The sequence below is a fragment of the Acidovorax cavernicola genome, from assembly GCF_003581445.1.
This window is the reverse complement of sequence record NZ_QXMN01000001.1, coordinates 405,691-432,074: the sequence shown is the minus strand read 5'-3', so window position 1 is coordinate 432,074 and position 26,384 is coordinate 405,691. Positions and strand designations below refer to the sequence as shown.

31 protein-coding genes are annotated in these 26,384 nt (G+C 65.9%); 12 read left to right on the top strand and 19 right to left on the bottom strand.

Features of this window, described 5'->3' with window-relative positions; translation table 11 throughout:
- Positions 1–3 precede the first annotated feature (3 nt).
- The 3 genes from D3H34_RS02045 to D3H34_RS02035 form a co-directional block, all read right to left on the bottom strand.
- The gene (locus tag D3H34_RS02045) at positions 4–441 is read right to left on the bottom strand and encodes a hypothetical protein (RefSeq protein WP_147400365.1); all 438 of its coding nucleotides are present in this window, start codon (positions 439–441) and stop codon (positions 4–6) included.
- Between the two features lie 28 nt (positions 442–469).
- Positions 470–2,812 carry a type VI secretion system Vgr family protein gene (locus D3H34_RS02040; protein ID WP_119551732.1) on the bottom strand — a complete coding sequence of 781 codons (2,343 nt, stop codon included), beginning with the start codon at positions 2,810–2,812 and terminating at the stop codon, positions 470–472.
- Between the two features lie 165 nt (positions 2,813–2,977).
- The gene (locus tag D3H34_RS02035; protein WP_119551730.1) at positions 2,978–4,114 is read right to left on the bottom strand and encodes a 4-hydroxybutyrate dehydrogenase; all 1,137 of its coding nucleotides are present in this window, start codon (positions 4,112–4,114) and stop codon (positions 2,978–2,980) included.
- A 63-nt stretch (positions 4,115–4,177) separates the two neighbouring features.
- On the opposite strand from D3H34_RS02035, the gene D3H34_RS02030 reads away from it, so the two are divergent.
- Genes D3H34_RS02030 through D3H34_RS02020 form a run of 3 tightly spaced genes read left to right on the top strand, consistent with a single transcriptional unit; the run spans position 4,178 to position 6,902 of the window.
- Positions 4,178–5,056 (top strand): 2-keto-4-pentenoate hydratase, encoded by an 879-nt coding sequence (locus D3H34_RS02030; RefSeq protein ID WP_119551728.1) that lies wholly within the window; start codon positions 4,178–4,180, stop codon positions 5,054–5,056.
- 50 nt (positions 5,057–5,106) lie between these two features.
- Positions 5,107–6,021 (top strand): alpha/beta hydrolase, encoded by a 915-nt coding sequence (locus D3H34_RS02025; protein ID WP_119551934.1) that lies wholly within the window; start codon positions 5,107–5,109, stop codon positions 6,019–6,021.
- Positions 6,018–6,902, top strand: a complete 885-nt coding sequence (locus tag D3H34_RS02020; RefSeq protein WP_119551726.1) for a YbgC/FadM family acyl-CoA thioesterase — start codon at positions 6,018–6,020, stop codon at positions 6,900–6,902. The genes D3H34_RS02025 and D3H34_RS02020 overlap by 4 nt, the downstream gene beginning before the upstream one ends.
- Positions 6,903–6,912: 10 nt before the next feature.
- On the opposite strand, the gene D3H34_RS02015 is transcribed toward D3H34_RS02020, so the two are convergent.
- Together D3H34_RS02015 and ygfZ are read right to left on the bottom strand one after the other, a co-directional pair.
- Positions 6,913–7,833, bottom strand: a complete 921-nt coding sequence (locus D3H34_RS02015) for a hypothetical protein (RefSeq protein ID WP_119551935.1) — start codon at positions 7,831–7,833, stop codon at positions 6,913–6,915.
- Between the two features lie 145 nt (positions 7,834–7,978).
- A complete protein-coding gene (ygfZ, locus tag D3H34_RS02010) occupies positions 7,979–8,905 on the bottom strand; it encodes a CAF17-like 4Fe-4S cluster assembly/insertion protein YgfZ (protein WP_119551724.1) in 927 nt (308 codons plus the stop codon).
- A 137-nt stretch (positions 8,906–9,042) separates the two neighbouring features.
- Between ygfZ and mltG the strand changes: the two genes are divergently transcribed.
- From mltG to D3H34_RS01975, 8 genes are all read left to right on the top strand, one after another.
- Positions 9,043–10,071: an endolytic transglycosylase MltG gene (mltG, locus tag D3H34_RS02005; RefSeq protein ID WP_119551722.1), complete on the top strand. Its 1,029-nt coding sequence runs from the start codon at positions 9,043–9,045 to the stop codon at positions 10,069–10,071.
- A complete protein-coding gene (gene tmk, locus D3H34_RS02000; RefSeq protein ID WP_119551720.1) occupies positions 10,068–10,748 on the top strand; it encodes a dTMP kinase in 681 nt (226 codons plus the stop codon). Before mltG ends, tmk begins: the two co-directional genes overlap by 4 nt.
- A complete protein-coding gene (locus D3H34_RS01995; RefSeq protein WP_119551718.1) occupies positions 10,745–11,767 on the top strand; it encodes a DNA polymerase III delta subunit-related protein in 1,023 nt (340 codons plus the stop codon). Before tmk ends, D3H34_RS01995 begins: the two co-directional genes overlap by 4 nt.
- Positions 11,764–12,144 (top strand): PilZ domain-containing protein, encoded by a 381-nt coding sequence (locus D3H34_RS01990; protein ID WP_119551716.1) that lies wholly within the window; start codon positions 11,764–11,766, stop codon positions 12,142–12,144. The genes D3H34_RS01995 and D3H34_RS01990 overlap by 4 nt, the downstream gene beginning before the upstream one ends.
- Before the next feature lie 81 nt (positions 12,145–12,225).
- Positions 12,226–13,032: a TatD family hydrolase gene (locus D3H34_RS01985; RefSeq protein WP_119551714.1), complete on the top strand. Its 807-nt coding sequence runs from the start codon at positions 12,226–12,228 to the stop codon at positions 13,030–13,032.
- The gene (locus D3H34_RS01980) at positions 13,029–13,709 is read left to right on the top strand and encodes an ankyrin repeat domain-containing protein (RefSeq protein ID WP_119551712.1); all 681 of its coding nucleotides are present in this window, start codon (positions 13,029–13,031) and stop codon (positions 13,707–13,709) included. Before D3H34_RS01985 ends, D3H34_RS01980 begins: the two co-directional genes overlap by 4 nt.
- A 173-nt stretch (positions 13,710–13,882) precedes the next feature.
- The gene (locus D3H34_RS33840; RefSeq protein WP_147400364.1) at positions 13,883–14,140 is read left to right on the top strand and encodes a hypothetical protein; all 258 of its coding nucleotides are present in this window, start codon (positions 13,883–13,885) and stop codon (positions 14,138–14,140) included.
- A gap of 630 nt (positions 14,141–14,770) precedes the next feature.
- Complete coding sequence (locus tag D3H34_RS01975) at positions 14,771–15,037, top strand: hypothetical protein (protein ID WP_119551710.1); 267 nt, start codon at positions 14,771–14,773, stop codon at positions 15,035–15,037.
- Here D3H34_RS01975 and D3H34_RS33835 read toward each other — a convergent pair.
- From D3H34_RS33835 to D3H34_RS34150, 10 genes are all read right to left on the bottom strand, one after another.
- A complete protein-coding gene (locus D3H34_RS33835; protein WP_147400363.1) occupies positions 15,025–15,237 on the bottom strand; it encodes a hypothetical protein in 213 nt (70 codons plus the stop codon). The two genes, D3H34_RS01975 and D3H34_RS33835, sit on opposite strands and share 13 nt — an antisense overlap.
- A 31-nt stretch (positions 15,238–15,268) precedes the next feature.
- Positions 15,269–16,330 (bottom strand): zonular occludens toxin family protein, encoded by a 1,062-nt coding sequence (locus tag D3H34_RS01970; RefSeq protein ID WP_119551708.1) that lies wholly within the window; start codon positions 16,328–16,330, stop codon positions 15,269–15,271.
- Positions 16,327–16,617 (bottom strand): DUF2523 domain-containing protein, encoded by a 291-nt coding sequence (locus D3H34_RS01965; protein WP_119551706.1) that lies wholly within the window; start codon positions 16,615–16,617, stop codon positions 16,327–16,329. Before D3H34_RS01965 ends, D3H34_RS01970 begins: the two co-directional genes overlap by 4 nt.
- Position 16,618: 1 nt before the next feature.
- A complete protein-coding gene (locus D3H34_RS34155) occupies positions 16,619–17,269 on the bottom strand; it encodes a virulence factor TspB C-terminal domain-related protein (RefSeq protein ID WP_167481102.1) in 651 nt (216 codons plus the stop codon).
- Positions 17,270–18,079: 810 nt separating this feature from the next.
- Positions 18,080–18,427 (bottom strand): hypothetical protein, encoded by a 348-nt coding sequence (locus tag D3H34_RS01955; protein ID WP_147400361.1) that lies wholly within the window; start codon positions 18,425–18,427, stop codon positions 18,080–18,082.
- Between the two features lie 139 nt (positions 18,428–18,566).
- Entirely contained in the window at positions 18,567–18,770 is a 204-nt protein-coding gene (locus D3H34_RS01950; protein WP_119551700.1) for a major capsid protein, read from the bottom strand.
- Positions 18,771–19,043: 273 nt separating this feature from the next.
- Positions 19,044–19,262 (bottom strand): hypothetical protein, encoded by a 219-nt coding sequence (locus tag D3H34_RS01945; protein ID WP_119551698.1) that lies wholly within the window; start codon positions 19,260–19,262, stop codon positions 19,044–19,046.
- Positions 19,262–19,576 (bottom strand): hypothetical protein, encoded by a 315-nt coding sequence (locus D3H34_RS01940; RefSeq protein WP_119551696.1) that lies wholly within the window; start codon positions 19,574–19,576, stop codon positions 19,262–19,264. Before D3H34_RS01940 ends, D3H34_RS01945 begins: the two co-directional genes overlap by 1 nt.
- Before the next feature lie 28 nt (positions 19,577–19,604).
- Positions 19,605–20,813 carry a replication initiation factor domain-containing protein gene (locus D3H34_RS01935; protein ID WP_286185346.1) on the bottom strand — a complete coding sequence of 403 codons (1,209 nt, stop codon included), beginning with the start codon at positions 20,811–20,813 and terminating at the stop codon, positions 19,605–19,607.
- Positions 20,786–20,956, bottom strand: coding sequence for a hypothetical protein (locus tag D3H34_RS34150; protein WP_167481101.1), 171 nt, complete (start codon positions 20,954–20,956; stop codon positions 20,786–20,788). The genes D3H34_RS01935 and D3H34_RS34150 overlap by 28 nt, the downstream gene beginning before the upstream one ends.
- A gap of 235 nt (positions 20,957–21,191) precedes the next feature.
- Between D3H34_RS34150 and D3H34_RS33825 the strand changes: the two genes are divergently transcribed.
- Positions 21,192–21,641, top strand: coding sequence for a helix-turn-helix domain-containing protein (locus tag D3H34_RS33825; protein ID WP_147400359.1), 450 nt, complete (start codon positions 21,192–21,194; stop codon positions 21,639–21,641).
- 67 nt (positions 21,642–21,708) lie between these two features.
- On the opposite strand, the gene D3H34_RS01930 is transcribed toward D3H34_RS33825, so the two are convergent.
- The 4 genes from D3H34_RS01930 to D3H34_RS01915 all read right to left on the bottom strand — a co-directional run bounded on the left by D3H34_RS01930 (position 21,709) and on the right by D3H34_RS01915 (position 26,358).
- Entirely contained in the window at positions 21,709–23,283 is a 1,575-nt protein-coding gene (locus D3H34_RS01930) for a fumarate hydratase (protein WP_119551692.1), read from the bottom strand.
- Between the two features lie 10 nt (positions 23,284–23,293).
- Positions 23,294–24,631 (bottom strand): MFS transporter, encoded by a 1,338-nt coding sequence (locus tag D3H34_RS01925; RefSeq protein WP_119551690.1) that lies wholly within the window; start codon positions 24,629–24,631, stop codon positions 23,294–23,296.
- A gap of 69 nt (positions 24,632–24,700) precedes the next feature.
- Positions 24,701–25,372 carry a maleylacetoacetate isomerase gene (maiA, locus tag D3H34_RS01920; RefSeq protein WP_119551688.1) on the bottom strand — a complete coding sequence of 224 codons (672 nt, stop codon included), beginning with the start codon at positions 25,370–25,372 and terminating at the stop codon, positions 24,701–24,703.
- Entirely contained in the window at positions 25,369–26,358 is a 990-nt protein-coding gene (locus D3H34_RS01915; RefSeq protein WP_119551686.1) for a fumarylacetoacetate hydrolase family protein, read from the bottom strand. The genes maiA and D3H34_RS01915 overlap by 4 nt, the downstream gene beginning before the upstream one ends.
- Positions 26,359–26,384: the final 26 nt, after the last annotated feature.

Sequence of the window (26,384 nt, the reverse complement as noted above, 5' to 3'; positions counted from 1 at the left end):
ATGTCAGCTCCGGGCGGGTGCCACTTCGAGCGGCGTGCGTTGCCGGTCGACCGACACCACGTCGGGATGCGCCGGGTCCTGCATCAGGTGAAGGACGGCCCCCGGCACCGCAAGGCGGGGCAGCAGCAACTCGTCGACCAGCGTGCGAAGCACCACGGTCGGCACCGGCGACGACGGCGGCATCTGCAGCGTGAATTCAAGCGCCACCATGCACTGGCCGTGGGTGCCGGGGCTGGTGAGCTGATGTTCCGAGCGTCGCACCTGCGCCACCACGCCGTGCGTCGCCACGCCGGCCGGCCCCATGCGCTCGCCGATGCGCCGCTCCTGCGTGTACCTGCGCTGCTCGCGCGTGGCCGTCACCACCACCGCGACGCCGGCCAGCAGCGCGCCGCCCATCATCACGGCAAAGACGCTCCAGAGGATCTGTTCCCAGAGGGCCATCGACAACCGGTAGTCCTTCGTCGGCGGCTCAGACCTTGACGGTCATCGCCTTGGCGAAGAAGGCCAGGCCGCCGCTGGCGATCTTCATGCCGATGTTCGCGACCTTGAGCCCCTTTCCCTCGATCTCGGTGGCCGAGTTCTGCGAGCGGAACACCGCGACATCGAGCCGTATCGCCGAAAACTGCGAGTTGAGGATGTAGTTCTGCTGGCGCAGGCCCCACAGGTCGAGGGCCAGGCCGACCGCCGAGAAACGCGCGCCCACGCCGCCCGCGCGATACCAGCGCCAGTCGTTGCTCTTGGCGTAGTTGTTGATGTAGGTCTTCGAGTTGTTCGTGTAGTCGTTCGTGATGTTCTTGTAGGTGTTCGACGTCGTGTGGTAGACGTTGGTGTTGATCACGTGCTGCGTCGTGTTGTGGATGTGGTTCGTGGTGTTGAAGGTCACGTCCGGCGAGGTGTGGACGGTGGGGCCTGTCACGGTGGTGTTCGACGGGCCGTTGACGTGCACGTTGTTCGACGTGTTGATGGTGTCGTTGCGGCCCGCGCTGACGAAGCGGATTTCCTGCCCGTTGATGGTGCCGTTGAAGCCGCCCGTGATGGCGAGCTTCACGCCGCCGGTGATGGTGTCGTCCAGCCCGCCGCTGAGCGTGCGTGTCTTGCCGCCCGAGATGCGCTGCGTCACGCCGCCGCTCACGGTTTCGTCGAACCCGCCTGTCACGTCGCGCGTGTCGCCGCCCGTGATGCTTTCCTTGGCGCCAGCGGTGATGTCGCGCGTCTCGCCGTCCTGGTAGGTGGCCGACTCGTGGCCCTTGATGAGGGTGGTGCGCGTGCCGTCGGTGGTGTGGGTCTCGTCGGCTTCCACTTCCACGTCGAGGTTGCGTTCGGCGTGCAGCAGGATCTGCTCGGCGCCTGTTCGGTCCTCGAAGCGCAGCATGTTGGCCTGGTTGGCCGCGCCGCCGGTGCTGGAGCGCGTGAGGATGCCGCTGGCCGTGGCGTTGGCGGGAAGCTCCCACGGCGGCATCTGGTCGCTGTTGTAGACGCGGCCGGTGATGATGGGGCGATCGGGCTCGCCGCCGATGAAATCGACGATCACTTCCTGGCCCACGCGCGGCATGTGCATGGTGCCGTAGTTGGCGCCGGCCCAGTTGCTCGACACGCGCACCCAGCACGAGCTGTTCTCGTCCGACTGGCCGTAGCGGTCCCAGCGGAACTGCAGCTTCACGCGGCCGAAGCGGTCGGTCCAGATCTCCTCGGGGCCGACCACGGTGGCGGTCTGCGGGCCGTTGGTGCGCGGGCGCGGCGTGGTGCGCGCGGGGCGGTAGGGCACACCCGAGGGCAGCACGGTGAAGTCGAACTCGCATACCGATTCGCTGCTGCCGCCGGTCGCGTATTCGGGCTCGCGCAGGTCGTAGCGCGTCTCGGTGACGAGGTACTCGCGGTTGTCGGCCTCGCGCGGGCAGTGCGTCATCTCGAACAGGTGGCCCGGCGCCATGCCGACCACGTTGGTGTGGCCCGAGGCCAGCTCGTGCGCGCACTGCAGCTCCTGCAGCCGGATCTTCGCGTAGGCGTCGCCTTGCTGGTGCTCGCTGTAGCCGCCCAGCCATTCGTAGACCTCGTAGGTGGCGTGGTCGTGGCCCTTGGGGTCCTGCTGCACGCTTTGCAGCGAGGCGCGCGACTTGCGAAAGTCGAAGTCGTCGAGCATCACGCGCCCCGAGGTGATCTGCTCGGCCACGCGCCAGCGGTCGATGCAGGGCTCCAGCGCATTCACCACGCGATCGCGCGGGCGGTAGGGAATGCGGGCATGGCCCGGCAGCTTGCGGTAGCTGCCCGCATCGTCGGCCAGCACGAGCAGGTGCGACCCGTTGCTGTGCTCGAAGTGGTACGCAATGCCTTCATGCTCCATGAGGCGGCTCACGAAGGCGAAATCGCTCTCCTGATACTGCACGCAGTATTCCCACGGACGGTAGCTGGCGCCCAGGCGCTTCTCGAACTGGAAGCTGTACTTGCCCAGCACCGCGTCGAGCACCTCGGGCACGCTCTGGTTCTGGAAGATGCGGCAGTCGCTGGTGCGCGTGAGGTACCACAGCCACGGCTGCACCAGCGCGCGGTAGATGTAGTGGCGGCCGGTTTCGTTGGCGCGGCCGACCAGCTCGAAGCGCACCACGGTGCCATTGAGATAACGCGGCGCGCCCTCATCGGAAATGGCCAGCGTGAGCGAGGTGCCGAGCAGGCGCTTGAGGTCGAGGTTGAAGCTGGTGCTGACCATGTCGACCTCGAACTCGAAGAGTTGCGAGAGTCCTTCATGCCCCCGCATCGCGCGGAACTTGAGCTGCTCGGTGCTCAGGACGGTATGGACTTGAACGGTACGCGGCATTCGACACTTCCCTGACCCCTCGGGCTTTCACGGATGCGAAGCCTCTGCGGATGGGGCTAGGACAGTATGGAAACCGCGCGTGTCATATCCATGACGCGAAAGGCCGTCGAGACGGCCTTTCGATACGCTCACGCCCTCAGTGAAGAGGCGTGTCGATGCAAAGTCTTACATCGACGCTTCGAGCATCGCCTTGTAGTCGTCGCGCGTGGCCAACCGTGGGTTGGTCTTGTGGCAGTGGTCGGCCATCGCGCCGTCGATGATCTGCTCGAACAGCGCGGGCGTCACGCCCACTTCGGCGAGGCCCTTGGGCAGGCCGAGGCGCGCGTTCATGTCGCGGATCGCATGGCCGAGGTCGCCGGCCGAATCCAGGTGCATGGCCTGCGCCATGCGCTGCAGGCGCTGTTCCTTGCGCACCGACTCGGCGCCCGAATTGAAGTGGATCACCGCCGGCAGGAAGAGGGCGTTGAGCGTGCCGTGGTGCAGGCGCGGATCGACGCCGCCCAGGCTGTGACTCAGCGAGTGCACGCAACCCAGGCCCTTCTGGAAAGCCATCGCGCCCTGCATCGACGCGCTCATGAGGTTCAGGCGCGCCTCGCGGTCGCTGCCGTCTTTCGTCGCGCGTTCGATGTGGCCCCACGCGCGCTCCAGGCCGTCGAGGCCGATGCCGTCGGCCGGCGGATTGAAGGCGGCCGACATGAAGGTCTCCATGCAGTGCGCAATGGCGTCCATGCCGGTGGCGGCCGTGAGGCGCGGCGGCAGGCCGAGCGTGAGCTCGGGGTCGCAGATGGCGGCCTTGGGCATCAGGAACCAGCTGTGGAAGCCGAGCTTGCGGTGGTCGTCGACGATGACGATGGCGCCGCGCGCCACCTCGCTGCCGGTGCCGCTGGTGGTGGGCACCGCAATGAGCGGCACGGCGCGTTCGGTGATCTTGGGCGAACCGCCTTCGATGGTCGCGTAGGTCTTGAGCGGACCTTCGTGCGTGGCCGCGATGGCCACGCCCTTGGCGCAGTCGATGGCGGAGCCGCCACCCACCGCGATGAGGCCGTCGCAACGGCCGCTGCGGTAGAGCTCGACGGCGGCGCGCACCGCGGCCTCGGTCGGGTTGGAAGGCGTCTGGTCGAACACCGAGACCTCGAGATCGGCGATGGCGTCGAGCGCCTTCTGCAGCACGCCGGCCGCACGCACGCCGGCGTCGGTGACGATGAGGGGGCGGTTGATGCCGATGCGCGCGCATTCGCTCGACAGGAGCTTGATGGCGCCGAACTCGAACTGGATCTGGGTGAGGTATTGGATGAGGGCCATGAGGGGGATCGCCCGAGGGCAGTACGATTGCTGACCGTTCGAATCTAACAAGAGGGGACATTCTTGCCCACCAACAAAACCCTTGCGTCTGTCGCGCTCGGCTCAGTGCTGCTGGCACTGGGCACCTCGGCCCAGGCAGCCTGCCTCAGCGACACCCAGGTGGCCGACTTCGCCGCCGCGCAGGCGGCACGCACGCCGGCCGCCGACATCGAGAACCTCAGCGAAGCCGACGCGGCCTGCACGCGCGCCAAGCTCAACGTGCTGCACGCACGCAACCTGGGCGAGGTCGTCGGCTACAAGGCCGGCCTCACCAACCCCGCGGTGCAGAAGCGCTTCAACTACGACCAGCCGGTGTGGGGCGTGCTCTACCAGCGCATGCTGCTCGACAGCGGCGCGGTGGTCGATGCGGCCTTCGGCGCGCGCCCGCTGTTCGAAGCCGACATGCTCGTGCGCGTGAAGAGCGCCGACATCCAGAAGGCGAAGACGCCGGCCGAGGTGCTGGCCAACATCGACCAGGTGATTCCTTTCATCGAGCTGCCCGATCTCGCGGTGCAGACGCCGCCCAAGCTCAACGGCCCGGGCGTGGCCGCCATCAACGTGGGCGCGCGACTCGGTGTGCGCGGCCTGCCGGTCGATGTGCCCACCACGACCGACGGCCAGGCCTGGATGCTCGAAAGCCTGCGCGACATGCGCGTGGTCATGAAGGACGGGCAGGGCAAGGAGCTGGCCACCGGCAAGGGCTCGGACATCCTCGAACATCCGCTGAACGCCGTGGTGTGGCTGGCCGGTGCGCTCGCCAAGGAAGGCATCGCGCTGAAGCCGGGCGACCTGATCAGCCTGGGTTCGTTCTCGCCGCTGCTGCCGCCCAAGGCCGGGCAGACGGTGGTGGTGACCTATGAAGGGCTGTCGCGCACGCAACCGGTGGTGGTGTCTTTCAAGTGAGCACGGTGATCGCAACTCAACGCCTGGCGCAGCCCGCGCTCACCACGAAGATGGCCGGCGTGGTCGAGCGCATGGGGCGCGCGGGCCATCCGCCGCTGGACCAGCTCACACCCGACGAAGCCAAGGCCTCGTACGAAAAGGGCGCGGGCGTGCTCGAAGTGCCCAAGCCGGAGCTGGCACGCATCGAGGACTTTCAGATCGCCGCACGCGACGGCTACGCGATTCCCGCGCGGCTGTATGCGCCGTCGGCCGAGGTGTTGCCGGTGCTCGTGTACTTCCACGGCGGGGGCTTCACGGTCGGCAACATCCGCACGCACGACACGCTGTGCCGCGTGCTGAGCCAGAAAAGCGGCTGCGCGGTGGTGTCGATCGACTACCGGCTCGCGCCCGAGCACAAGTTTCCGACCGCATCGAACGATGCCTGGGACGCTTTCCAGTTCGTCGCCACGCAGGGGGCGGGCCTCGGCCTCGACGGCACGCGCCTCGCGGTGGGCGGGGACAGTGCCGGCGGTACGCTGGCGGCCGTCTGCGCGATCCTGGCGCGCGGTGCGGGCTTGCCAGTCGCGCTGCAGCTGCTCATCTATCCGGGCATGGCCGCGCATCAGGACACCGAGTCGCACCGCCGCCATGTCGACGGCCCGCTGCTGACCAAGGCCATGATCGATTTCTTCTTTGGCCAGTACGTGAACACGCCGGCCGACCGCGATGACTGGCGCTTCGCGCCGCTGCTGGCCGACGACGTCGACGGCGTGGCGCCGGCCTGGATCGGGCTGGCCGAGGCCGATCCGGTGGTGGACGAAGGCATCGCCTACGCCGACAAGCTGCGTGCCGCGGGCGTGGCGGTCGACCTGGAAATCTACCGTGGCGTGATCCACGAATTCATCAAGATGGGCCGGGCGATTCCCGAGGCGCTGCAGGCGCAGAACGACGCGGCCCGCGCACTCAAAGAAGCATTGAACCCATGAGCGACCACACCAACGACACCCCCGTTCGAAAGGACTTCCGCTTCTTCCACCGCCTGCGCGTGCGCTGGGCCGAGGTGGACATGCAGAAGATCGTCTTCAACGCGCACTACCTGATGTACTTCGACACCGCCATCAGCGACTACTGGCGGGCGATGGCGCTGCCTTACGAAGAGGCCATGCTGTCCCTGGGCGGCGACCTGTACGTGCGCAAGGCGACCATCGACTTCCGCGCCTCGGCGCGCATGGACGACATGATCGACGTGGGCATGAAGTGCGCACGCATCGGCAATTCGTCGATCGTGTTCCAGGGCGGGCTGTTCCGGCAGGACCAGTTCCTGGTGGGCTGCGAGCTCGTCTACGTGTTCGCCGACCCGGCCACGCAGACCTCCAAGCCGGTGCCCGCGGCCCTGCGCGAGACACTGATGGCCTTCGAGGCCGGCGAGCCGATGCGCACCGTCGAGACCGGCGACTGGGCCGCGCTCGGCGAAGGCGCGGGTGCGCTGCGCCGCGCCGTGTTCATCGAGGAGCAGAACATTCCGAAGGAGCTGGAATGGGACGCGCACGATGCCGTCGTGCTGCACGCGGTGGCGCGCAACCGCATCGGGCAAGTCATCGGCACGGGCCGGCTGCTGCCCGCCGAGGACGGTGTGTCGCACATCGGCCGCATGGCGGTGCACCGCACGCTGCGCAGCGGCGGCCACGGCGCGGCCGTGGTGCAGGCGCTCGAAGAGGCCGCCCGCGCACGCGGCGACCGCGAGGTCGCGCTCAACGCGCAGCGCAGCGCCGAGCGCTTCTATGCGCGGCTCGGTTACGCGGTGCACGGCCAGCCCTTCGAGGAAGCCGGCATTCCGCACATCGAGATGCGGCGCGCACTGCGCTGAACGCCTTCAATCAGTAGCGAGCGGGCGGGTCCGGCACGTAGCCGGGGTCCGAGCCCGGGAACGGCGACGGACCCGACGGGCGCGGCCAGCGCCGGGGCTCCGGAATGACGCCCGCGGCGACCAGGTTCTCGCGGCTGTCGTAGCGGATGCGGATCACCTCGTCGGGCTGCGAACTGGCGCGCTCGAAGGTCGTCTTGCCGACGTACGAGGTTTCGCGCCGTCCGTGCGCCGTGCCCAGGCTCGGGCTGGGCGCCGACTGGCGGGCCATGGCGCTGGCGGACGACTCGGCAGCCATGTCGGCATTGCCGGCGGGCGGTGCCGCCTTGGCGCGCGCATCGCCCATCGACGACGGTGCCGGCGGCGCCTCGCTGCGCCGTTCGCGGCTGCTGTTGCCACCGCTGTACTCGTCGCGCGACGGATACGGCGTCACGACCGGCGGCGGTGGTTCCGGCCGGCGCTCACGGAACATTGCGACGCCGATCACGCCCACATCATCGGGGCGGCCTGTGCGGCTCGCGTAGGAGTTGCCGGCGGCGGCGAACTCGAAGGCCGCGATCTGCGAATCGCTCTTGCGCCAGCCCGTGATGTCGCTGCGCTCGCGCGGGCCGAACACGTAGCCGTTCTGGCCGACGCCGGCGGTTTCGCCGGTGACGACATTGACGCCGTCCACCGACATCACGGCCATGATGCGTTCGCCCATCGCGTTGCGCGCCCGGATCGCATAGCGCGCGCCGGGCCGGCCGGCCACCCAGTATTCGCCGCGGTGGCGGTAGACCGGCAATTCGGCGCCGCTCGTGCGATCGACGATGCTGATCTGCATGAGCCCGCCGAGGCGGCTGGGGACGGAGGGGTACGGCCGAGCCGGGCTCTCCGCTGCCGCCGACAGCACGGTCAGGGCCAGGACGGTGGTGAGGAGAAGTCTGCGCTGCATCATGGTGGCTTCCTTGCCAGGAGTGGATCGATGCAGGCTTCTACGGCGGGGCCTTGCGAACGGGGTTAAGCGTCGCGCAAAAAAATGGCGCTGTCGTGAGACAGCGCCAAGCGCCCCCGGAAAGAAAACAGGGACGCAGGGGAAATCAGATGTCTTCGAGCAGCGGGTAAGGCAACGGATCGATCGACAGCGCCGGCCCGTCGACCGTGCCTGCGTGCAGACCGCCCGCTTCGAGCGCGGCGATCTGGATGGAGATGAGCGCCGACCAGCCGCCGTCGGGTGCGGGCGCGGCCTGCGCCACGGTGCCCACGGGCTGTTCGGCGTCATTCGCAGCAAACACTTCCTGGCCAGCAGCCAGCGGCGCATCGGTCTGCGCAAGGTAGGTACGGCGCTTCAGCGTGCCGCGGAACTGGCTGCGCGCCACCACTTCCTGGCCGGGATAGCAACCCTTCTTGAAGTTCACGCCGCCCACCGATTCGTAGTTGATCATCTGCGGCACGAAGGCCTCGATCACCGGCGTGGTCAGCGTGACGATACCGCTGCGCACCTCGCTCCAGGGCCACAAGGCGGCGTCGAGCGTCGGCCCCACAGGCGCCTTCTGGTCGGCCGGGGCGATCCACAGCGCGCGCGGCACGCCGTCGGCCGGGTAGAGCGACACCACGCTGATGTCTTCGCCGATCGCCGTGCGGCGCCCGGGCGGCAGGGCCGCGTCGAGGCCGTTGGCGGTCAGGGCTGTGCCGGCCAGGCCGTGCAGCGCGAATTGTTCGGTGGCGTCGGTGAGCTTGACCTTGGCGCGCAGCACATACATCGACAGGCGCTTGAGCGTGGCCGCCAGGATGTCGCGGCTGCACACCAGCAGGATGAGTTCGGGCTGCGGCCGGATGCCGATGAAGCTGGCGATCACGCGGCCCTTGGCCGTGCAAAGGGCCGCCAGGCGTGCCTCGGTGGCGCCGAGCAGCGAGAAATCCTGCGTGAGCTGGCCGTGGAGGAAACTGGCGGCATCGGGGCCTTCGGCGCGGATCACGCCGAGGTGGGGCAGGGCGCTCACCCCATTGAGAACGACTGTGGTCATCGCTGAATTATCATGGCCGGGCCTGTTCCTTCGGGGCGGCAGGGATTCCCCGTCGCAGCGATGGGGCCGGCCTTTCCCGCGGGTCTGTGTCCATCCTCTTGCAGGCCCTTTTCTTCTCCCGTCTTTTCCTCGGATTCGTGCGCAGCTTCTTCCTCACGCTCTTCCTGCTCGTGGCCCTGGCCGCCCTGGCCCTCGGCGGCGCCGGTCTCTGGTGGGTGCACCAGCCGCTCAAGTTGCCGACGCCCAGCGTCGACCTCTCCGTGGAGCCCGGCACCACGCCGCGCGGCATCGCCCAGGCCGTGGCCGATGCGGGTGCCGATGTACAGCCGCAGTTGCTGTACCTGTGGTTCCGCGTCTCGGGCCAGGACCGCCAGATGCGCGCCGGCAGTTACGAACTGGAACGCGGCGTCACACCCAAGCTGCTGCTCAACATCCTCGTGCGCGGCGAGGAAGCCACTCGCAGCGTGGTGCTGGTCGAAGGCTGGAACATCCGCCAAGTGCGCGCCGCGCTCGCCAAGGCCGAGCAGCTCAAGCCCGACAGCACGGGCATGACCGAAGACGCCCTGATGGCCGCGCTGGGCAAGCCGGGCCTGCACCCTGAAGGCCGCTTCTTCCCGGACACCTACACCTATTCGAAGGGCTCGACCGACATCGCGCTGCTGCAGCGCGCGATGCGGGCCATGGATAAGAAGCTCGAGGCCGCCTGGGCGGCGCGCGCGGCCGATCTGCCGCTCAAATCGGCCGATGAGGCGTTGATTTTGGCCAGCATTGTCGAAAAGGAGACAGGCAAGGCCAACGATCGCGCGGAAATCGCCGCCGTCTTCACCAACCGGCTGCGCATCGGCATGCCGCTGCAGACCGACCCGACCGTGATCTACGGCATGGGCACCGCCTTCGACGGCAACCTGCGCAAGCGCGACCTGCAGGCCGACACGCCCTGGAACACCTACACCCGTGGCGGCCTGCCTCCCACGCCGATCGCCATGCCCGGCAAGGCCGCATTGTTGGCGGCCGTGCAGCCGGCGCAGAGCAAGTCGCTGTACTTCGTTTCGCGCGGCGACGGCACGAGCCAGTTCAGCAACTCGCTCGACGACCACAACCGCGCGGTCAATCGCTACCAGCGCGGTGGTGGCAGCAGCAGTTCCCAACCCAAGGCGACCCAATGAGTCCAACACGCGATGGCGGTCTGTTTCTGACGCTGGAAGGCATCGACGGCGCGGGCAAGTCCAGCCACCTCGATGCGCTGGAAGCCCGCTTCAAGGCGCAGGGCCGCACGGTGGTGCGCACGCGCGAACCCGGTGGCACGCCGCTGGCCGAGACACTGCGCGCCCTGGTGCTCGAACAGCCGATGACCCCGCTGACCGAATCGCTGCTGGTGTTCGCGGCGCGCTGCGAGCACATCGCCCAGGTCATCGAACCGGCGCTGGCGCGTGGCGAGGTCGTGCTGTGCGATCGCTTCACCGACGCCACCTTCGCCTACCAGGGAGCGGGCCGCGGTTTCGACACGGCGGTGTTGTCGACCCTCGAGCAATGGGTGCAGGCGGGCCGCGCGGGCTTGCCGGCCGCGCAATTGCTGCAGCCGCAGTTCACCCTGTGGTTCGACCTCGCGCCCGAAATCGCCGCCCAGCGGCTGGCCGGTGCGCGCGTGCCCGACAAGTTCGAGGCCCAGCCGGTCGAGTTCTTCCGCCGCGTGGCGCAAGGTTATGCCGACCGCGCCACTGCCGATGCCTCGCGCTTCGTGCGCATCGACGCGAGCCAGGCCCGCGACCAGGTCTGGCAGCAGATCGACACCGCGCTGGTGGCGCGCGGTGTGCTGTCACAGGTGCAAGGAGCCGCGCAATGAGCGAGGCAGTGAACACACTGACACCTTGGCTGCGCCAGCCGCTGGCCGAGCTGCTGCGCCAGCGCGGCCACGCTTGGCTGCTGCAAGGTCCATCGGGGATCGGCCAGTACGAACTCGCCTTGGCGCTCGCCGCTGCGTGGCTGTGCGAGCAACCGAAGGAGGAGGGCGGCGGCGCCTGCGGCCACTGTCCCAGTTGCCACGCCATCGAGGTCCGCACCCACGCCGACCTGTGCGTGCTGATGCCCGAGGTCGCGATGCAGGAACTCGGCTGGCCGCTCGACGAAAAGGCCCAGTCCGACATCGACGACAAGAAGCGCAAGGCCAGCCGCGAGATCCGCGTCGAGGCCATGCGCGACGCGGTCGGCTTTGCCCAGCGCACCAGCGCGCGCGGTCGCGGCAAGGTCGTGCTTGTGTATCCGGCCGAGCGCATGAACACCATCACCGCGAATGCGCTGCTCAAGACGCTCGAAGAGCCCGTCGGCGACGTGCGCTTCGTGCTCGCCAGCGAGGCTGCGTGGCAGCTGCTGCCCACCATCCGCAGCCGCTGCCTCGGTTTCACGCTGCCGTGGCCCGAAACCGCCGAGGCCGAAGCCTGGCTGGTGGCGCAGGACGTGCCGGCCGCCGATGCCGCGCAACTGCTGCGCGCCGCGGGCGGACGTCCCAGCGATGCCTTGCGATTGGCGCGCTCGGGCCAGTCGCCCAAGGCGTGGTCGCTGCTGCCCAAGGCCGTGTCGCGCGGCGACGTGGGCGCGCTGGCCGACCATGCACCGGCGCAGGCCGTCGTCGCGCTGCAGAAGCTGTGCCACGACCTGATGGCCGTCGGCCACGGCGCCGAACCCCGTTTCTTCGATGCGGCCGACCTGCCGCCGGCCCCGCACAAGCTGGCGCTGGCGCGCTGGTCGAAATCGCTCGCCAGCGCGGCGCGAACCGCCGAACATCCGTTCAACGCCGGCCTCATGCTCGAAGCGCTTGTGAGCGAGGCGCGAAGCACCCTAAACTCAGCCGCTCGCCGCCCATGAACCAACCTGCCGCTCCCGCCGCTTCGTCTGCCACGCCCGCCCGGCCGAGCGTCATTCAGCTCGCCATCAAGGAAAAGGGCGCGCTCTACGCGGCCTACATCCCGCTGTTTGCCGAAGGCGGCATCTTCATTCCGACCACGCGCGAATACCGGCTCGGCGACGACGTCTACGTGCTGCTCACGCTGCCCGAAGATCCGCAGCGCTACCCGGTCGCCGGCAAGGTGGCCTGGATCACGCCGGCGCGCGCCGCCGGCAACCGCGCGCCGGGCGTCGGCGTGCGCTTTCCTTCGGACGAGAAGTCGCGCCAGCTCAAGGCGCGCATCGAAGCGGCACTCGGTGGCTCCATGGCTTCCGACCGCGCGACCCAGACCATCTGATTTCCCCGCCGCCGTCCTCGTGACGCGGAACTCCGGACACGGCGCGGTCTCCCACAGGCGCGCCGCAATTCACCCTTTCCGATGTTCACCGACTCCCACTGCCACCTGACCTTTCCCGAACTTGCGGACCAGATGCCGCAGATCCGCGCCGCCATGGCCGCCGCCCGGGTCGACCGGGCCCTGTGCATCTGCACCAAGCTCGAGGAATTCGACGACGTGCAGGCCCTGGCTGCCAGCTACGACAACTTCTGGGCCAGCGTGGGCGTGCACCCCGACAACGAGGACATCGCCGAACCCACGGTAGAAGACCTGGTGCGCCTGTCGGCACGACTGCGTGTCGTGGCCATCGGCGAAACCGGCCTCGACTACTACCAGATGGAAGAGCGCAAGGGCGGGCGCAGCATCGCCGACATGGAGTGGCAGCGCGACCGCTTCCGCGTGCACATCCGCGCCGCGCAACAGACCCGCAAGCCGCTCATCATCCACACCCGCGACGCATCGGCCGACACGCTGGCCATCCTCAAGGAGGAGGGCGAAGACGGCACGGGCAGGGCGGCCGGCGGCGTGTTCCATTGCTTCACCGAAACCGCCGAGGTGGCGCGCGCCGCGCTCGACCTGGGTTTCTACATTTCCTTTTCCGGCATCCTGACCTTCAAGAAGGCCCAGGACCTGCGCGATGTGGCGGCGTTCGTGCCGCTGGACCGCATGCTGATCGAGACGGACAGCCCGTACCTCGCGCCGGTGCCGTACCGCGGCAAGACCAACAACCCGTCGTACGTGCCCTTCGTGGCGCAACAGATCGCCGAACTGCGACAAATGCCCGTAGAGGACATCGCCAAGGCGACAAGCGACAACTTCGAAACATTGTTCAGGGAAGTCAAATCATGAAAAATTACTTTAAGAAATCGATATATCTGGCTGTCATTGCTGCATCTTTTGCAGCACATGCGGGTTCGTTCGAAGACTTTTTCCGTGCCGTGCGCGGCGACAACGCCAGCGGCGTGCGCACCCTGCTGAATCGCGGTTTCGATCCCAACACGCGCGACGAACACGGCCAGACCGGCTTGCTGCTCGCATTGCGCGAGCCGTCGCCGAAGGTGGTGGCGGTGCTGATGGAGTCGCCGCAACTCAATGTCGACCTGGCCAACGCCAAGGACGAAACGCCGTTGATGCTGGCGTCGATCAAGGGCCAGCAAGACTTGGTGGTGCAGTTGCTCAAGCGCGATGCCGCTGTCAACAAGACCGGCTGGACACCGTTGCATTACGCCGCCAGCAGCGGACAACTGTCGATCATGAAGCTGTTGCTCGAGAACTTCGCGTTCATTGACGCCCAGTCGCCCAACGGCACGACGCCGCTGATGATGGCCGCGATGTACGGATCGAACGATGCCGTGAAGCTGCTGCTGGCCGAAGGCGCGGACACGGCGATGAAGAACCAGCTTGGCATGACTGCAGTTGATTTCGCTGTGAAGGCGAATCGGGCGGAGTCTGCGGAGTTGATCAAGGCGGCCGGGGACGCGAAAGCCAATGCCGTGAAGGCGGTGCCTAAGGATGGGAAATGGTGAGCGGCTGGATTGGCTGAACGCCTCGAGGTCGGCTTCTCTTTAATGCACACAATGTGCAGAAGGCCGAATCGAGAGACACAATGCGGCTTATGTCAAGTGCAAATCGCTTGAAAAAGTGTAAATCTCGTAAAGAGTAGCATGCAGAATGAGGCCTCCAAACGGAGGCCTTTTTCATGGGTGTTCAGGATCGCGACTGGTATCACAAGGACCGTAGAGAGAAAGAGCATCGGGCTCAAGGCGAGCGCGACCCGCGCACCACGGAATACCACCCGAAACAATTCAGGCGGTCCCGCCAAGTCAAGGCCGAACACGGCAGAACGCCTGCAAAAAATAGCCAGGCAGGAATGCACTGGCTGGTACAGCTGGTCTGGTGGATTGCAGGCGCAATGACTTGCTGGCTCGCCTACCTATTTGTGATCACCTGGAAATGAAGAGCAGGGGAGCTACGCCGACAGAGCCCCTACGGGCACTCGCACTGCGCCCACTCGCACTGCACTAGCTCGCACCCCCTCGCACTCGCATTCCACTTCGTTGCATGTCTACGTGTCTACGGGGGTGTCTACGCTAGCTCCGTGTCTACGTGGGCTTCGTGTCTACGTGCCCTCCGTGGCTCTGCCGTCTTCGCATTGAGAGCAGAGGTGTCTTCGACACAACCCAGCTACTGCAACTTCGTTGCATAAGGCGCTCGGCGCGCGCCGTTTTCTCGATGACAGACGGTGCGAGCCCTTCACCGTTCTCCTGAGTCCGTCGCTATCCACCTGAAGGCTAGCCGCTCCAGGCTTTTCCGCTCCAGGGGTATTCATAAATTCGTGCGCCCGGCCAGCGCTGCGACAACTCGCACTCGCACTGCGTGTCTACGTGTCTACGTTGTCTCCGCGCTGGCCGGGCGCACGAATTTACAAAGCTTCCCCTTCCACTCCAAAGCCTTACGCGTCAATCCATCAGGTGGGCGACGAACTCAGGAGAACGGCGAAGGGCTGGTAACCGCCGTGCCCTCGAGCAAACAAAACCACGAAGGGCTCAGGAATCTAGGAGCCCGGTGAATTTGAAAGGCAAGCACCATGATCGCAGCGAACTACCGTAAGAACCCCCAGGCAATGGCACTGCAACTGGTGCTGGACTTCGGGCGCGCGCTGGTGTGGGCTACACGTCGCCCGACGACTGATGCAGCACGGACCGTACGCGCTCTGCGTGGTGCGGCATTCAAGGCCGCGGGGCGCATTCAATGGCCAGTGAAGGCGATCACGCCGGACTGGTGGAAGGAAACCCAGCGCGCGGCACGTGAGCTGGCCGCCCAGGTGCTCGCTGCAACCCTTCAGTGCTGCTGATCGTCAGTATCGAAAAAGCACTCAACCTCGAAACGCCCGTCAGTCGCACCGTCGCCAAGGACAGCCCGCGCATGAGACTGCACATCAGCAAAGTCACCCGATGACCACTGCTGCTGCCGACCTTGCAAAACGTAGAAAAAGCGATAGACCACAGAGCGTGGAACACGCTGAAAAGTCAATGAGTTTTCTTCGACGATCATGGTTTTTCCAATCATACGCAAAGACCTGCGATCAGCGAGGCGATGAGCGAGCACCGACCGGATCGCGGTAGCCCGGAGCCTCGATAAGCACCATGCCGGGGGCAGGGCGGGCCTCAGGCGCGTTTTCTCGACCAACCGAGGGGGAGGGCGCGTGCTCGGCCTTGACGACGCTGTAGGGGTCAAACGGCGGGTTTTCCAGCCATGCCCGACATTCAGCGTCGCTCAGCCCTGCATTCGTGCCTTGCTGGGTGACACATCGGCACCCCTTGCTGTTGCAGATAGCGCCCGACACCACGGGCATGACGGCAACCTTTCGCAGCTCATCGAACGCAGGCGCGCTCTCGGGCCGATGGCTGATGCGCGGTATCCACGCGATCCGGTCATCAATTGTCTTCGGCGTCGATACAGCTGCGGTCTGCCCACCAGTTCCACCGAGCTGGCCAGATGCGACAGCGGCAGACGCTGGCTTCGGCGGATTGACCTTCGCCGAAATCATGCCGTAGGCACGCCAGCTCATGAAGGCGACGATGCACAGCGCGAGCACCATCACGGCCAGCATCCAGGGCACCGAGCGGACAGGCTTGACATGCACGGATGCCGACTTGTACTTAGCCTGGGCGGCCTTGTCGAGCTTGTACCGTTTCTTGATCGGCGCGTTCTTCCAGCCGGTGCGGCAGTTGTCGGCGCACTCAGGCCATTCGTACCACCAGCGGCCAAGGATGCCGAGATCTCGAAGATGGATGTGCCGACCGACCAGGGCGCGCACGTTGGCATCAACGAGATTCGGGCCCTGGGTGATGATGTAGAAGTCCAGGCCACGATGCCTGTGCGTCTCCAGCTTCGCGACGTGCTCGGGCACTTTCTGGCCCGGGCCACGTGGACGCCACACGTTTTGGACTTCATCCAGGATGATGGCCGAACCATCGGGCACGGTGTCGGGCCACGTCGACGGGTCGGGCAACTCGACGTGTGGCACCTTAAGCTCGGGAATGCCGAAAACGTAAATCGCGCGATCCTTGCCGATGCTTTCCAGCAGCGACACGAGCGCATTGCTTTTGCCCGTGCCGGGCGCGCCAGTGATGAGCGTGATCATGAGCTTTGCCCCGTGGTCTGCAACGCGAAACGCTTGAGTACCATCCACGCGAGCGCGGATGTGAGGCCACCGGACATGATCGACATGGCGTCGAAGAAGCCCGACAGCAGCAGCAGGTTGAGCAGATCGGCGGTCATGCCGGAGAACGATGCTCTGACAGCATTCAGCGCGCCCGCGAGCGCGTTATCCGCTCCGACATAGGTTGCGGTCCCAAGGCCGAGCGCAGTAAACACACGAGTGACCAGCGGCCACGTAATCTTTGCGAGCCATGCGGCGATGCCATCCATTTCAACCCTCCCTGCGGGCGACGCCCAGGAACACGAGCGCGGCACTAAGCCACGCGAAACCGATCAACAGCGGTTTGATGCCACTCGCAAAATCGCACAGCGGCTGCATCGAGAAAGAGAAGGTCTGGCCCATAAGCTGGACTACCTTCGGCTGCGGGCAGCTGCCACCGGTCGGAAAGCCACCCTCGGCATTGAGTGCAAGCGGAACTTCTTTGTTCTTCACAGGCAACGGCTGCAATTCATCAGGCTTGAAAACCTGACACGCGATGATGTCGGGATGCTCCTTACAGAGGTCGAACTGCTCGGGCTTGTCACCAGCAGGCGAACCGGAAGTCACTGGCGCGGGCTCAGTCAGCCCCCTAGGGTCAGTGCCCACAATGTCCTCCGGTCGTGCATCCACGCGAAACGGCTCACCGGGCGTAGGCGCAGACGTGAACCGCACAACAGGCTGACGATATTGCTGCGGATCAGTGTTTGGAATCGGAACCGGATTGCCCTGAGGCACACGCCACGGCTGAGCCTGCGGGTTGTCACCCGGTGTCGGATTGAAAATGAACGGCGCTTCAGGATCGAGCGGATACGGAAAATCACCCGGCAGCGGATTCGGCAATGGCTTCGGCGCCATCGCGTCTTCGATCTGCTCGGGCGTCACAGTCTGCGGCGGTGGTGTCTGGACACAACCCGCAGGCGTTGAATACCAACCGACCGGGCATGGGTCGGCCTTCGTTCGAATGTTCAAAATGAACCGACCAAACCCGCACCCCGAATTCGTACAGCTATATGGCACCGGCGAACCACCAGGGACATTGATGTGAGTCCCCGTGGTCTGATAAACAGCGTGAGAAGCCGGCTGACAACTCTCAAGCACAGCCCCCGTGATCGTCACCGCGCCAAACTGTTGAGGAATCGTCTTAATGAGCGATACGCCGACTGCACAAGCGTCCGTCCCCACAGTGACCCACTCCCCAGCGTAGGCCCCCGAATACGGCTGATACTGAGTCCCGGTAGACGGCTTCGGACCCGGCTCACCACTAGGGAAACAAGTCCGCACCCACTGCCCATTCTGCTTTTCAAAGCAGTTCTCCGCGAGCCATGCAACACCGAGGGCAAGACCCAACCCCGGTATCACCGCCCGAGCGACGCCACCGGCAAGCGCGCGAGCAGCCCCAGGCGCAAGCCGGTATCCGCCCGCGACAGCAGGCACCCCAGGCACACCCGGCATCTTCGGTCCCGGCGCCTTGAACACAGGACTGTTCGACGCTGGAGGTCCACCGCCGACAGTCGGCGCATTCGCTGGCGGTGTCATCGTCCACGACCCCGGCGAACCACCAAAGCCAGGAGGCGTCGAGGGCAGGGCGTAGCCAGCATGCGCACCCGCGCAAATCAGCAACGCTACGAGAGCTACCAGTTTTGCACGACGATCCATGCGACCCCCATGACGCCGACCAAGGCGGCCCAAAATTCAGGTGTTGCCATAGTCAGAACCTGTTTCGCCGCTCAATGCGCGACGAAGGAAAAGAAGGCAGTACGCACCGATCCACGCACCCGCGACCATCCAGCCGATGGACAAGCCATCTTCGAGCTGGAGCATGTTGCAGGGCTGCGGCGTGAAGGGCGCGACGTGCGTGATTGCAGTGCCACCGCCGACAGGCGAAAGCACGTAGGTGATCGACGTTTCATCGATCGTGGTTGCGCTCACGGTATGAGCGGTTCCACCTTGACCAACGATGGCACCGACCATCGTTGATGCCTGCGCCTGCCCGGCCTCGGTGGCCGTGGCATAGCAGGTAGAGCCAACTTGGAAAGCCATGGTCAGAACCTCGGCATGGTGATGGCTTTCGCCAGATGCTTAAAGGCGTAGACGCTGACGACTGCCGCAAGGACAGCGCCAGCGACCCACAGCGCGCCCTCAAGGCCGCTCTGTAGAGCTTCCTGAAGGGCGGCCACGATCAGAGACCCTTGCGGATGAACTTGAAAGCGTAGACGGCCACGATGGCCGCCAGCACGATACCGGCGACGGTCAGGGCGTCGGTGCTCAGCGAGGCAAGGGCGGTATTCACCACCTCGGGCACGGCAGCTTGCGAAGCACCGGCCAGCGTGACGAGAGCGCCGCCGATGGTAGCGGGACGGACGAAACGAGCGAACTTGTTCATTGGAAACTCCAGTGTTGAACTGGTGGTCCCGGAAATCGGGATTGCACCGGAAGGCCCTCGGCGTCTCACGACGTTGGAAGGCTATCCGTTGAAATCACTTAAACAGCCAGCCGACGAATGCAATAGCAGCGAGCGCGCCGAGCTTCCAGACGAAGCTGCGGCCAAAGGTCTGCACAAGCCAGCGCATCACATGACCACGTAGGCGAGGGCGTTCAACAGGCCATAGCCTGCGAACGCGGAGAGGGTGAAAAGGGCGATTCGCATCGATGCCTTTCAGTAATCGTTTGCAGTACCGAGCCGGTCGAGGTCTACGACCACAACAGGCTCATCCATTTCGCTCCACTCGTGAACGAGTTCAAGCGCGGTTTCGAAGTCACCGACGACGCCGCCGCCAGCCTCACGCAGGAGGCGCACCCATTCGGGCGTGCCATCCTTGCCCGAGGGGCAGAGAAACCTCCCGGTCATCGTGGACTGGACGACGAAGCGAGGCATCAGGCCGCCTTGCGATCCATCACGACCGGCACGATGGACTTGAGCGTGAGCTTCGCGCCGTCCTCGCGGGCGGCTTCCATTTCGAAGGTAGCCTTTGCCTTGATCGGCAGCGAGTTGCCCAGGTGGGCCCACTTGTCGAATTCCTTCGCGTCGCCGAGCTTGAAAGGGCGCGTGACGCGACCGATGGAGCGGCCTGCGCCGTTTTCCTTGAGGTCCACTTCGCAGTGGAAGGTGCAGCTGCTGAAATCGCGGCCCTCATACGTGCCTGCGGACTCTTTCACCGCGTGCACGATCACTTCAGATTGAAATTCCATGGTGATTTTCCTATTGCCGTGGTTGCGGTCAAGCGAAGGCGTGGCAAGCGCTTTCGACCGTTGAATCTTTCGCGAAGACGGACGCGAACGAGCGCGCCAATTCGGACTCCGAGAACTTGCGCACGCGGCCCGGGAGGCGTGACGCCGTGGCGAATTCAAGGAAGTCTTCGAGCGGCATGTGCTTGGTGAGCAATGCCAAGGTCGGCGCAGCAGTCTCGCGAGCCCAGCGGACCACGCGAACGACTTCAGCGCTGACGGTTTCGAGCGCGAGGCGGCCCGTGGTCTTTACAGGCTCAGGCTGGACGATGGCGTCAGCCTTCGCAAGCTGGAGTGCGTGCCAGTCGGATGCACCAGCGAAAAAGTCAGCAGGGCGGCGCAACATTGCGGGTTTCAACACGCGCAATTTGTTGCCGTACCGCAGTTCGATGCGCAGCCAGTTGGAGCCGGAATCGACGCCGAAAAGCTGGTGGCCTTTCTCATAACAATTGGTCTGCTTTCCGGCTTCCTTCGAGCCGAAATACAGGGAGCGTTCGCGGCCATTGAGCCAGTCACCAACACAGTTGGACTTGAGGCGTTTTCCACCCGAGTCACACGCGCCGGTCTGGTAGTCGTTGACCCATGAATCGAAGCCACCTTCGACGCCATCGAAGAAATCCAGCGCCAGATCGCAGCGCGTGATATCGGCGTTTCGTTCCTCGATGATGGTGGCAATGCGGTGGTTCCAGCCTTCGGCAGCGAACGTACATGCAGAGCCCCAGATGTTGGCGTGCATGGTGCGCGCCTGTGCCTGCTGGCGCGGGCTTTCGCTCGATGCCAAGAAGCCGATCCAACCGCATTCAACGCCGTTGCGCTCGATGGACCAACGGCAGCGATAGAAGTCGTGGCCCTTGCGCACATCGGACGCGACGACGAAGGAATCGCCGAGGGCCTTGGCGACTTCCACAGCGAGTTCCATCGCCTGTGCAGCGGGAAAGAAATCGGGGTCCGGTAGCTCGGACAACGCTCTGAGCACTTCGCGTTCGCGCTCGATCCAGATGTTCGTGGTGCGCGGAAAGAGAATGTCTGCACTCGGCGTCGGCGCATTGCGCAGCAGGCAGGTGAAGCGGACCCAATCGATATGGACCGGCGTTTTCGAGGCGATGCGCTCGGCTTCCAGCCTGTACTTGATCTCGGAGCCGTCGAGGACGAGGGCGGACTTTGCGGGGCGGGTCATTTCAAGGCCTTCCACGCGGTCCATGCGAGCTTTGCAACGAGCGGCCCGGCCATCAGCGCAGCCGCAACGCCAAAGCGCCCTTCAAGCATGGCCATCGCCACGCCGACAGCCCACATCAGCGAGGCCCAGATCATGATCGCGGCACCGAAAACAGCCAGGACTTTCATGCGCCTTCACCAACAACGGGCATGGTGGTCGGTTGAAGGTTATCCCCGTGATTACCAACGGGGATGCTCGACACCGAGACGCCCCGGCCGGCCGCGCTGCGCTTGCCGACCGGCCGGGCCGCCTCTGCGTTTTGCTCAACTCGACGTGAATCAACGGGTGATTGCATAATCCGTACAACTTCGGTGACGTCATCAAAAGTGGTGACGGGCCGGAAGTTACCAGAAACGGTGACGTATGAAACACCTTGATTCATTAAATCTTTTGATCGACCGAGCCAGTTCGATGGCCGGAAGCGATTACGCCCTAGCAAAAACGCTGGGCGTACCTCGACAGCACGTGAGCGCATGGCGCAAGGGCGACCGCACCGCTACGCCCGCAGATCAAGCGTTGATGGCCCATGTCGCTGGACTCGATCCAGTCACGACGCTGGCCCGTGCCACGGTGGAACAGTTCGAGGGAAAGGCAAAGGGTGACCAGCTTATGAAAGCGCTGGGAAAAGCTTTGCTAGTGACTGGCGGGGCCATCGGTTCCGTTGGCGCCTCGGCACACCAGATTTTTTCGATGGTCCCGACAGCTACAAGCTGGACGAGCGTCGGTGAGTGGCTGGCTGCGATTTACACAATGTGCATTATGTTAAATGAAAGACTTGATGGTAGCGGCAACCGGCTGCGAGTGGTCGGCTGACAAGAATCTCCACATCCAACCCAGGCTTTCGCGACACGCCCCACCCATGCCGCCCTGATGCAAGAACTCAGGCGACTTCCAGCGGAATGGTCTTGAACTCGCCGCTGGCGATGCGCTTTTGCCACTCGGCCGGGCCGGTGATGTGCGCGCTGGTGCCTCCGGCGTCGACCGCCACCGTCACCGGCATGTCGACCACGTCGAACTCGTAGATGGCTTCCATGCCCAGGTCTTCGAAGCCCACCACCTTGGCGGTCTTGATCGCCTTGCTCACCAGGTAGGCGGCGCCGCCCACGGCCATGAGGTAGGCGCTCTTGTGCTTCTTGATGGCCTCGATGGCGACAGGGCCGCGCTCGGCCTTGCCGATCATGGCGATCAGGCCGGTCTCGGCCAGCATCATCTCGGTGAAGCCGTCCATGCGCGTGGCGGTGGTCGGGCCGGCGGGGCCCACGGCCTCGTCGCCGACCGGATCGACCGGGCCGACGTAGTAGATGACGCGGTTCTTGAAGTCGACCGGCAGCTTCTCGCCCTTGGCCAGCATGCCCTGGATGCGCTTGTGCGCGGCGTCGCGGCCGGTGAGCATCTTGCCGTTGAGCAGGATGGTGTCACCGGGCTTCCAGCTGGCCACCTCTGCGGGCGTGAGCGTGTCGAGGTTGACGCGCTTGCTCTTCTTTTCGTCGGGCGCCCAGTTCACGTCGGGCCACAGGTCCAGCGACGGCGGATCGAGGTAGACCGGGCCGCTGCCGTCCATCACGAAGTGCGCGTGGCGCGTGGCCGCGCAGTTGGGGATCATCGCCACGGGCTTGCTGGCCGCGTGCGTCGCATAGCTCTTGATCTTCACGTCGAGGACGGTCGTCAGGCCCCCAAGTCCCTGTGCGCCGATGCCGAGCGCGTTGACCTTGTCGTGGATCTCGATGCGCAATGCCTCGAGATCGGTCAACGATTCACCAGATGCTCCACCCCGCTCTGCCCTGCTCCGCAGCGCATGGATGTCCAGCGGCTCCATCAGGCTTTGCTTGGCCATGAGCATCGCCTTCTCTGCCGTGCCGCCGATGCCGCCGATGCCGATGCCCAGCATGCCCGGCGGGCACCAGCCTGCGCCCATGGTCGGCACGGTCTTGAGCACCCAGTCGACCACGCTGTCGCCCGGATTGAGGATGACGAACTTGCTCTTGTTCTCGCTGCCGCCGCCTTTGGCCGCGACCGTCACTTCGAGCGTGTCGCCAGGCACGATCTCGACGCTGATCACGGCGGGCGTGTTGTCGCGGGTGTTGCGCCGGTCGAACTGCGCGTCGGCCACGACCGAGGCACGCAACGTGTTGTCGGGGTGGTTGTAGCCGCGGCGAACGCCTTCGTTGACAGCGTCATCGAGGCTGCCGGTGAAGCCGCCCCAGCGCACGTCCATGCCCACCTTGAGGAACACGTTGACGATGCCGGTGTCCTGGCAGATCGGGCGCCGGCCCGTCGCGCTCATCCTGCTGTTGGTCAGGATCTGCGCGATGGCGTCCTTGGCGGCGGGGCTCTGCTCGCGCTCGTAGGCCTGGGCCAGGTGCGCGATGTAGTCGGCCGGGTGGTAGTAGCTGATGTACTGGAGTGCGGCGCTGATCGATTCGATCAGGTCGACCTGCTGGATCGTCGTCGTCATGGATGGCAGCTCAGTCCTCGTCGTCCAGGTTGACGCCGGGCCGGTCATGCACGCGCGACACCGCCACGAAGGAGATCGCCGCCATCAGCACGATGTACAGGCCCACCAGCCACGACTGGCCCCAGGTGGAGATGATCCATTGCGCGATGGTCGCGGCAAAGGCCCCGCCGAGGATCGAGCCCAGCGCATAGCCGACCGAGACGCCCGAGTAGCGCACCTTGGCCGGGAACATCTCGGCGTAGAGCGCAGCCTGCGGTCCGTAGGTCAGGCCCAGCGGCACCGACAGCACCAGCAGCGCGATGAAGAACAGGCCGATGCTGCCCGAGTCGATCAGCCACCACATCGGGATCGCCCACAGCGCGAGCATCACGTAGCCGATCTGGAAGGTGCGCACGCGCCCGATGCGGTCGCCCAGGATGCCTCCAACCAACGTGGACACCAGCCAGCCGACGGCCGCCGCAGTGCAGGCCGCGAGCAGTTGTTGCGACGGCAGTTGCAGCACGCGCTGGCCGTAGCTCAGGAAGAAGGCCACCAGCAGATAGCCCGCGGCGTTGTTGCCGACGAAGATCAGCGCCGTCAGCAGCACCTGCTTGCGATGGAACCGGAACAGCTGCCCGAGCGGCGCGGCGGATTCACGGCGACGCTCATGCATGCGCAGGAACACCGGCGACTCCTCCACCGAGCGGCGGATCAGGCCGCCGACCACCACCAGCGCGATCGAGAACAGGAACGGCAGGCGCCAGCCCCACTCCAGGAAGCGCTCCTTGCCGAGGATCGAGGTCACGGCCCACAGCACGCCGGTCGCGACGATCATGCCGATGGGCACGCCGATCTGCGGAAAGGCGCCGAAGAACGAGCGCTTGCCGGCGGGCGCGTGCTCCACCGACATCAGCGCCGCCCCGCCCCACTCTCCCCCTGCCGAAAAGCCCTGCAGCACCCGCAGCAGGATCAGCAACACCGGCGCCCAGATGCCGATCTGCGCATAGCCGGGCAGCACGCCGATCAGCGTGGTCGCCGCGCCCATCAGGATCAGCGTGGCCGCGAGCACAGCCTTGCGCCCGAAGCGATCGCCGAGGTGGCCGCAGACGATGGCGCCCAGCGGACGAAACAGGAAGGCCACGCCGATGGTCGCGAAGGCCAGCAGCAGCGACAGGCCGGGGTTGTTCTGCGCGAAGGGCGCGAAAAACAAGGGCCCGAGCACCAGGCCCGCGGCCTGGGCGTAGATGAAGTAGTCGTACCACTCGATGGCGGTGCCGACCAGCGTCGCGGTCAGCACCTTCTTGTCTTCGCCCGAGGCGGGCGATGCGGCGGGGTCCTGCGGGACCGGGAGGGTGGCGGTAGGTTGCACGGTTGTCTCCGAGGGGAAGGAATGCGCCGGTCCGAGGCCGGCGTCTTGCTGTTGTCGAGAACGGAAAACTCAGGCAGCGACCGGCGCGGGCGCGTCCGGCTGCCGTTCGGGCCGCGCGGCCTCGAAGGCCGGCAGCGCTGCGCAGGCTTGCGCGATGCGTGCGATGCGCGGGTAGCGGTCCATCTGCACGTCGAAGCGCCGTGCGTTGTAGATCTGCGGGATCAGGCAGCACTCGACGATGGAAGGCTGTGCGCCGAGCGCGAACGGGCCGTCGCCCTCCGGCGGGAGCGCGGCCTCGAAGGCGCGAAAGCCCTCGTCGCACCAGTGCCGGTACCAGTCGTGCACCTGTGCCTCGTCGGCCTGCAGCGCGCCACGCAAGCGCTTGAGCACGCGCAGGTTGTTCAGCGGATGGATCTCGCACGCCACCAGCTGAGCCAGGGCTCGTGCATGGGCGCGCTGTGCGCGGTCGGCGGGCAGCAGCGACGGCGCGGGCTGGCGCTCTTCCAGGTACTCGAGGATCGCGAGCGACTGCTGCAGCCGCAGGCCGTCGATCTCCAGCACCGGCACCAGGCCGAAGGGCGCGATTTCGCGGTAGCTCGGCTGCAGGTGCTCGCCGTTGGCCATGTGCCAGCACACGGACTCGTAGGCGATGCCCTTGAGCGCGAGCGCGATGCGCACGCGGTAGGCGGCGGAACTGCGCCAGTAGGTGTGCAGGCGCACGGCGGAAGTCGGCGAGCTCATGCGCGCGCGCCCTCGATGCGCACGGTTTGGTCGATCGCGCCGAAGAGGCTGGCGCCGTCGTCGTCGCGCATCTCGATGCGCACGCGGTCGCCGTGCTTCAGGAACGGCGTCAGCATGCGGCCTTCGCGCAATTGCTCGCGCACGCGGGCCTCGACCAGGCAGCACACGCCCACCTCGTCACCGACGTTGGACACGGTGCCGCTGCCCAGCACGGTGCCGGCAATGAGGCGGCGCGTGCGAGCCGCATGGGCGATCAGCTGGCCGAAGTGGAAGTGCATGCCCTCCCCTGCCTGCGGACGGCCGAGCGGGCGCTCGTTGAGCGACACCTCCATCACGCGGTGCAGCTTGCCCTCGCGCCAGTGCGCACCCAGCTCGTCGGGCGTGACCAGCACCGGCGAAAGCGCCGAGGCCGGCTTCGATTGCACGAAGCCGAAGCCCTTGGCCAGCTCGGGCACGACCAGGCCGCGCAAGGTCACGTCGTTGACCAGGCCAAGCAGGCGCACATGGCCCAGCGCAGCCTGCGCGTCGACGCCCAGCGGCACGTCGCCGGTCACGACCACGATTTCGGCTTCCAGGTCCACGCCCAGCTCCTCGCTGGTGGCGACGATGTCGTCGCGCGGGCCCATGAACTCGTCGGAGGCGCCCTGGTACATCACCGGGTCGGTCAGGAAGGAAGGCGGCATCTCGCCGCCGCGCGCACGGCGCGTCAGCTCGACGTGGTTGAGGTACGAGGACGCATCGAGCCACTGATAGGCGCGCGGCAGCGGCGCGGCGCAGCGCGCCGGGTCGAAGACCTCGGCGGGCCGGGTGCCCGCATTCAGTTCGTCGGACTGAGCCTGCAGGCCGGGCAGCACGTCGGCCCATTGGTCGAGCGCCTGTTGCAGCGTGGCGGCCAGCGCGGGCACTGCGCGCATGCGCTTCAGGTCGCGGCTGACCACCACGAGCTGACCGTCGCGGGTGCCGTTTTTCAGGGTAGCGAGTTTCAAGGGAAGGCCTTTCTTCTTCAGTCGCT

What these genes read in the sequence shown, in the direction of transcription:
- D3H34_RS01950 (WP_119551700.1), bottom strand. Translation starts at nt 18,770, where the DNA reads ATGAACAAGTTCGCTCGTTTCGTCCGTCCCGCTACCATCGGCGGCGCT.
- D3H34_RS33825 (WP_147400359.1), top strand. Translation starts at nt 21,192, where the DNA reads ATGAAACACCTTGATTCATTAAATCTTTTGATCGACCGAGCCAGTTCG.
- D3H34_RS01935 (WP_286185346.1), bottom strand. Translation starts at nt 20,813, where the DNA reads ATGGACCGCGTGGAAGGCCTTGAAATGACCCGCCCCGCAAAGTCCGCC.
- maiA (WP_119551688.1), bottom strand. Translation starts at nt 25,372, where the DNA reads ATGAGCTCGCCGACTTCCGCCGTGCGCCTGCACACCTACTGGCGCAGT.
- D3H34_RS33835 (WP_147400363.1), bottom strand. Translation starts at nt 15,237, where the DNA reads ATGATCGTCGAAGAAAACTCATTGACTTTTCAGCGTGTTCCACGCTCT.
- D3H34_RS01970 (WP_119551708.1), bottom strand. Translation starts at nt 16,330, where the DNA reads ATGATCACGCTCATCACTGGCGCGCCCGGCACGGGCAAAAGCAATGCG.
- D3H34_RS02025 (WP_119551934.1), top strand. Translation starts at nt 5,107, where the DNA reads ATGGCCGGCGTGGTCGAGCGCATGGGGCGCGCGGGCCATCCGCCGCTG.
- D3H34_RS01940 (WP_119551696.1), bottom strand. Translation starts at nt 19,576, where the DNA reads ATGGAATTTCAATCTGAAGTGATCGTGCACGCGGTGAAAGAGTCCGCA.
- D3H34_RS01985 (WP_119551714.1), top strand. Translation starts at nt 12,226, where the DNA reads ATGTTCACCGACTCCCACTGCCACCTGACCTTTCCCGAACTTGCGGAC.
- D3H34_RS01955 (WP_147400361.1), bottom strand. Translation starts at nt 18,427, where the DNA reads ATGGCTTTCCAAGTTGGCTCTACCTGCTATGCCACGGCCACCGAGGCC.
- D3H34_RS33840 (WP_147400364.1), top strand. Translation starts at nt 13,883, where the DNA reads ATGGGTGTTCAGGATCGCGACTGGTATCACAAGGACCGTAGAGAGAAA.
- D3H34_RS01990 (WP_119551716.1), top strand. Translation starts at nt 11,764, where the DNA reads ATGAACCAACCTGCCGCTCCCGCCGCTTCGTCTGCCACGCCCGCCCGG.
- D3H34_RS01975 (WP_119551710.1), top strand. Translation starts at nt 14,771, where the DNA reads ATGATCGCAGCGAACTACCGTAAGAACCCCCAGGCAATGGCACTGCAA.
- D3H34_RS02015 (WP_119551935.1), bottom strand. Translation starts at nt 7,833, where the DNA reads ATGCAGCGCAGACTTCTCCTCACCACCGTCCTGGCCCTGACCGTGCTG.
- D3H34_RS02045 (WP_147400365.1), bottom strand. Translation starts at nt 441, where the DNA reads ATGGCCCTCTGGGAACAGATCCTCTGGAGCGTCTTTGCCGTGATGATG.
- D3H34_RS01945 (WP_119551698.1), bottom strand. Translation starts at nt 19,262, where the DNA reads ATGCCTCGCTTCGTCGTCCAGTCCACGATGACCGGGAGGTTTCTCTGC.
- D3H34_RS01965 (WP_119551706.1), bottom strand. Translation starts at nt 16,617, where the DNA reads ATGGATGGCATCGCCGCATGGCTCGCAAAGATTACGTGGCCGCTGGTC.
- D3H34_RS01995 (WP_119551718.1), top strand. Translation starts at nt 10,745, where the DNA reads ATGAGCGAGGCAGTGAACACACTGACACCTTGGCTGCGCCAGCCGCTG.
- D3H34_RS02035 (WP_119551730.1), bottom strand. Translation starts at nt 4,114, where the DNA reads ATGGCCCTCATCCAATACCTCACCCAGATCCAGTTCGAGTTCGGCGCC.
- D3H34_RS02040 (WP_119551732.1), bottom strand. Translation starts at nt 2,812, where the DNA reads ATGCCGCGTACCGTTCAAGTCCATACCGTCCTGAGCACCGAGCAGCTC.
- D3H34_RS01980 (WP_119551712.1), top strand. Translation starts at nt 13,029, where the DNA reads ATGAAAAATTACTTTAAGAAATCGATATATCTGGCTGTCATTGCTGCA.
- ygfZ (WP_119551724.1), bottom strand. Translation starts at nt 8,905, where the DNA reads ATGACCACAGTCGTTCTCAATGGGGTGAGCGCCCTGCCCCACCTCGGC.
- D3H34_RS01930 (WP_119551692.1), bottom strand. Translation starts at nt 23,283, where the DNA reads ATGACGACGACGATCCAGCAGGTCGACCTGATCGAATCGATCAGCGCC.
- D3H34_RS02020 (WP_119551726.1), top strand. Translation starts at nt 6,018, where the DNA reads ATGAGCGACCACACCAACGACACCCCCGTTCGAAAGGACTTCCGCTTC.
- tmk (WP_119551720.1), top strand. Translation starts at nt 10,068, where the DNA reads ATGAGTCCAACACGCGATGGCGGTCTGTTTCTGACGCTGGAAGGCATC.
- D3H34_RS34150 (WP_167481101.1), bottom strand. Translation starts at nt 20,956, where the DNA reads ATGAAAGTCCTGGCTGTTTTCGGTGCCGCGATCATGATCTGGGCCTCG.